We start from the raw sequence: 3,049 nt of genomic DNA on the forward strand, positions 1-3,049 counted from the left end.
TACCAAGTGTAAAATTGAACAAGCTCCTGGCCAGCACGGTGCGCGTAAACCGCGTCTGTCTGACTATGGTGTGCAGTTGCGTGAAAAGCAAAAAGTTCGCCGTATCTACGGTGTGCTGGAGCGTCAGTTCCGTAACTACTACAAAGAAGCAGCACGTCTGAAAGGCAACACTGGTGAAAACCTGTTGGCTCTGCTGGAAGGTCGTCTGGACAACGTTGTATACCGTATGGGCTTCGGCGCTACTCGTGCTGAATCACGTCAGCTGGTTAGCCACAAAGCTATCATGGTAAACGGTCGTGTTGTTAACATCGCTTCTTATCAGGTTAAAGCGAATGACGTTGTCAGCGTTCGTGAGAAAGCGAAGCAGCAATCTCGCGTGAAAGCCGCTCTTGAGCTGGCTGAGCAGCGTGAAAAGCCAACCTGGCTGGAAGTTGATGCTGGCAAGATGGAAGGTACGTTCAAGCGTCAGCCTGAGCGTTCTGATCTGTCTGCGGACATTAACGAACACCTGATCGTCGAGCTTTACTCCAAGTAAAGCTTAGTACCAAAGAGAGGACACAATGCAGGGTTCTGTGACAGAGTTTCTAAAACCGCGCCTGGTCGATATCGAGCAAGTGAGTTCGACGCACGCCAAGGTGACCCTTGAGCCTTTAGAACGTGGCTTCGGCCATACTTTGGGTAACGCACTGCGCCGTATTCTGCTCTCATCGATGCCGGGTTGCGCGGTGACCGAGGTTGAGATTGATGGTGTACTTCATGAGTACAGCACCAAAGAAGGCGTTCAGGAAGATATCCTTGAAATCCTGCTCAACCTGAAAGGGCTGGCGGTGAGAGTTCAGGGGAAAGATGAAGTTATTCTTACTCTGAATAAATCTGGCATTGGCCCTGTGACCGCAGCCGATATCACCCACGACGGTGATGTCGAAATCGTCAAGCCGCAGCATGTGATCTGCCACCTGACCGATGAGAACGCATCAATCAATATGCGTATCAAAGTTCAGCGCGGTCGTGGTTATGTGCCGGCTTCTGCCCGAATTCATTCGGAAGAAGATGAGCGCCCAATCGGACGTCTGCTGGTCGACGCCTGCTACAGCCCTGTAGAGCGTATTGCCTACAATGTTGAAGCAGCGCGTGTAGAACAGCGCACCGACCTGGACAAGCTGGTCATCGAAATGGAAACCAACGGTACAATCGATCCTGAAGAGGCGATTCGTCGTGCGGCAACCATCCTGGCAGAACAACTGGAAGCTTTCGTTGACTTACGTGATGTACGTCAGCCGGAAGTGAAAGAAGAGAAACCAGAATTCGATCCGATCCTGCTGCGCCCTGTTGACGATCTGGAATTGACTGTCCGCTCTGCTAACTGCCTCAAGGCAGAAGCTATCCACTATATCGGTGATCTGGTACAGCGTACCGAGGTTGAGTTGCTGAAAACGCCGAACCTGGGTAAAAAATCTCTTACTGAGATTAAAGACGTGCTGGCTTCACGTGGTCTTTCTCTGGGCATGCGCCTGGAAAATTGGCCACCGGCAAGCATTGCTGACGAGTAACCGGATCACAGGTTAAGGTTTTACTGAGAAGGATAAGGTCATGCGCCATCGTAAGAGTGGTCGTCAACTGAACCGCAACAGCAGCCATCGCCAGGCTATGTTCCGCAACATGGCAGGTTCACTGGTTCGTCATGAGATCATCAAGACGACCCTGCCTAAAGCGAAAGAGCTGCGTCGCGTAGTTGAGCCGCTGATTACTCTTGCCAAGACTGACAGCGTTGCTAATCGTCGTCTGGCATTCGCCCGTACTCGTGATAACGAGATCGTGGCAAAACTGTTTAACGAACTGGGCCCGCGTTTCGCGAGCCGTGCCGGTGGTTACACTCGTATTCTGAAGTGTGGCTTCCGTGCAGGCGACAACGCTCCGATGGCTTACATCGAGCTGGTTGATCGTTCTGAGTCGAAAGCAGAAGCTGCTGCAGAGTAATCTGCAGTAACGTAAAGAAACCCGCTTCGGCGGGTTTTTTTATATCCGGTGTGCCCTCATATTCTCTACAATACTCCTGTCAATTCTTGTTCATCCTCTGGAGCACACGTAATGTGGTTACTCGATCAGTGGGCAGAACGCCATATTCTTGATGCCCAGCGTCAGGGAGAGTTCGACGACCTGCCAGGTTCGGGTGAACCCTTGACCCTGGACGACGACCTCCATGTTCCCACTGAACTCCGGGCAGGTTATCGCCTTCTTAAAAATGCCGGCTGTCTTCCCTCCGAGCTCCAGCAACGTAAGGAAGCGGTGGATCTTGCTGACCTGTTAAAAACGGTCCGTCAGGACGAACCAGAATATGAAGCGCTCAGTCGTCGTCTCACGCTGCTTGAACTCAAATTACGTCAGGCAGGGTTAAGCACCGATTTTCTTCATGGTGAATATGCTCAGAGTCTGGCGACAAAAATAAAGGAGAATGAGTAATGTATCGTATTGGTCAGATCGCTAAACTTGCTGATGTCACACCCGATACCATTCGTTATTACGAAAAGCAGCAGATGATGGATCATGAAGTGCGCACGGAAGGAGGTTTCCGGCTCTATACGGAAAAGGACCTGCAGAGGCTGAGATTCATTCGACATGCACGACAGTTGGGTTTTACCCTGGATTCTATCCGAGAGTTGCTGTCGATCCGCATTGATCCCGAGCACCACACCTGCCAGGAATCTAAAAGTATTGTTCAGGCTCGGCTAAGTGAAGTTCAGGCACGTATTGAAGAATTGCAGACGATGCAGAGATCTTTGCAGAGACTTAACGATGCCTGCTGCGGTACAGCGCACAGCAGCATCTACTGCTCGATCCTGGAGACGCTTGAACAAGGCGTGCGCAGCGAAACGAAGGGATGTTGATTTTACAGAAAGGCAGGTCTACACTCCTGCTGTTTTTACACACAATCTGGAGAAATGATGAGCCGGTATCAGCATACGAAAGGCCAAATTCAGGACAATGCTATTGCAGCATTACTGCATGACCCACTGTTTAAACAGCGTATTGAAAAGAATAAGAAAGGAAA

Annotated in this window: 6 protein-coding genes; all 6 read left to right on the forward strand. The window is 50.7% G+C overall.

Annotated features, from left to right (window positions below; translation table 11 throughout):
* Positions 1-535: 30S ribosomal protein S4 (gene rpsD / locus VH187_RS01160; RefSeq protein WP_329699668.1), on the forward strand; the 535-nt coding region annotated here is incomplete at its 5' end.
* A gap of 25 nt (positions 536-560) precedes the next feature.
* Positions 561-1,550: a DNA-directed RNA polymerase subunit alpha gene (locus VH187_RS01165; protein ID WP_002209013.1), complete on the forward strand. Its 990-nt coding sequence runs from the start codon at positions 561-563 to the stop codon at positions 1,548-1,550.
* A 40-nt stretch (positions 1,551-1,590) separates the two neighbouring features.
* On the forward strand, positions 1,591-1,977 hold the full coding sequence (rplQ, locus tag VH187_RS01170) for a 50S ribosomal protein L17 (RefSeq protein WP_001216372.1): 387 nt from the start codon (positions 1,591-1,593) through the stop codon (positions 1,975-1,977).
* A gap of 111 nt (positions 1,978-2,088) precedes the next feature.
* Complete coding sequence (locus VH187_RS01175) at positions 2,089-2,460, forward strand: DnaJ family domain-containing protein (RefSeq protein ID WP_329699669.1); 372 nt, start codon at positions 2,089-2,091, stop codon at positions 2,458-2,460.
* Positions 2,460-2,885 (forward strand): Zn(2+)-responsive transcriptional regulator, encoded by a 426-nt coding sequence (gene zntR, locus VH187_RS01180; protein ID WP_230353537.1) that lies wholly within the window; start codon positions 2,460-2,462, stop codon positions 2,883-2,885. The genes VH187_RS01175 and zntR overlap by 1 nt, the downstream gene beginning before the upstream one ends.
* A gap of 57 nt (positions 2,886-2,942) precedes the next feature.
* Positions 2,943-3,049, forward strand: a 107-nt coding sequence (arfA, locus tag VH187_RS01185; protein WP_329699670.1) for an alternative ribosome rescue factor ArfA, incomplete at its 3' end; no start/stop codon positions are given.

It is taken from the genome of Scandinavium sp. (assembly GCF_036271055.1).
In the GTDB taxonomy this organism is placed as follows: domain Bacteria; phylum Pseudomonadota; class Gammaproteobacteria; order Enterobacterales; family Enterobacteriaceae; genus Scandinavium.

Excerpts from the sequence above, each read along its gene's own strand:
- VH187_RS01165 (WP_002209013.1), top strand. The coding sequence starts at position 561 with ATGCAGGGTTCTGTGACAGAGTTTCTAAAACCGCGCCTGGTCGATATC.
- rplQ (WP_001216372.1), top strand. The coding sequence starts at position 1,591 with ATGCGCCATCGTAAGAGTGGTCGTCAACTGAACCGCAACAGCAGCCAT.
- VH187_RS01175 (WP_329699669.1), top strand. The coding sequence starts at position 2,089 with ATGTGGTTACTCGATCAGTGGGCAGAACGCCATATTCTTGATGCCCAG.
- zntR (WP_230353537.1), top strand. The coding sequence starts at position 2,460 with ATGTATCGTATTGGTCAGATCGCTAAACTTGCTGATGTCACACCCGAT.